Origin of the sequence: Pseudoalteromonas sp. SR45-5 (assembly GCF_014163565.1) — a bacterium.
Taxonomy (GTDB): Bacteria; Pseudomonadota; Gammaproteobacteria; order Enterobacterales; family Alteromonadaceae; genus Pseudoalteromonas; species Pseudoalteromonas distincta.
The window spans coordinates 1-1,404 of record NZ_JACJDN010000839.1 but is presented as its reverse complement, the minus strand read 5'-3'; the positions used below and the strand labels follow the sequence as shown (position 1 = coordinate 1,404).

Annotated in this window: 2 protein-coding genes; both read left to right on the top strand. The window is 39.9% G+C overall.

All coding sequences use genetic code 11. The features are described from left to right. The coding region (gene ftsY, locus H5072_RS19485) for a signal recognition particle-docking protein FtsY (RefSeq protein WP_182694512.1) at window positions 1-1,176 on the top strand (1,176 nt) is incomplete at its 5' end. Window positions 1,177-1,263: 87 nt separating this feature from the next. Then, window positions 1,264-1,404 (top strand): ATP-binding cassette domain-containing protein (locus H5072_RS19480; protein WP_182694511.1); only part of this gene is annotated, 141 nt, incomplete at its 3' end.

Here is a 1,404-nt window from a genome sequence, read left to right as displayed (position 1 = left end):
GAGCAAGAACGTCTTGCAGCTGAAAAAGCAGAGAATGAGCGTTTAGAGCAAGAACGTCTTGCAGCTGAAAAAGCAGAGAATGAACGCTTAGAGCAAGAACGCCTTGCGGCGGAAAAAGCAGAAAATGAGCGTTTAGAGCAAGAACGTATTGCAGCTGAAGAAGCAGAAAATGAGCGTTTAGAACAAGAACGTATCACAGCAGAACTTGCAATTGAAGAAGCTAAAAAAGCCGAAAAGCCAAAAAAAGAAGGGTTTTTCTCTCGTCTTAAAAAAGGCTTGTTAAAGACTCGCGTTAATATAGGTTCTGGTTTTGCGTCTATTTTTAGTGGAAAAAAAATAGACGACGAATTATTTGAAGATCTTGAAACTCAATTACTCACCGCCGATTTAGGCGTTGATACCACCATGAAGTTGATTGATCGTTTAACTGATGCAGCGAACCGTAAACAGTTAAAAGATGGTGATGCGCTTTATGAGTTAATGAAACAAGAAATGGCTGCGATGCTTAAAACGGCAGAACAGCCTTTAGTCATAAGCGAAGATAAAAAGCCGTTTGTTATTTTAATGGTAGGTGTAAATGGTGTTGGTAAAACAACGACTATTGGTAAAATGGCTAAGCAATTTCAAAACGAAGGTAAGTCGGTTATGCTGGCTGCTGGTGATACGTTTAGAGCGGCAGCTGTTGAGCAGCTTCAGGTTTGGGGAGAACGTAACAGCATTCCCGTTATTGCACAGCATACAGGTGCAGATAGTGCATCAGTTGTGTTTGATGCATTCCAAGCGGCCAAAGCACGTAATATAGATGTGTTAATTGCTGATACAGCTGGGCGCTTGCAAAATAAAGATAATTTAATGCAAGAGCTTGAAAAGATAGCTCGTGTAATGAAAAAGATTGATCCTGATGCGCCGCACGAAGTGATGCTAACTATCGATGCAGGCACAGGGCAAAATGCAATTAGCCAAGTAAACCTGTTTAATCAATGTGTTGGTTTAACTGGTATTACGCTTTCAAAACTTGATGGAACTGCAAAGGGTGGTGTTATTTTTGCGGTTGCAGATAAGTTTAATATTCCAATTCGTTACATTGGTGTTGGTGAAGGTATTGATGATTTACGCGCTTTTGAAAGCGATGATTTTATTGATGCGTTATTTAGCCAAGATGAGGACGACGTTTAATTTACCAAAAAAGGGAGCTAGCTCCCTTTTTAATTGCGAGGAATACTAATTTCATTAATGTGTTAATGGAGTTGGCATAATAAAAAGATGATAAATTTTCAGCAAGTAAGTAAGACCTATCCTGGAGGGCACCGCGCCCTCGAAAAAGTTAATTTTCATATTAAACCGGGTGAACTTGCCTTTTTAACTGGCCACAGTGGTGCGGGTAAAAGTACGTTGCTTAAGTTA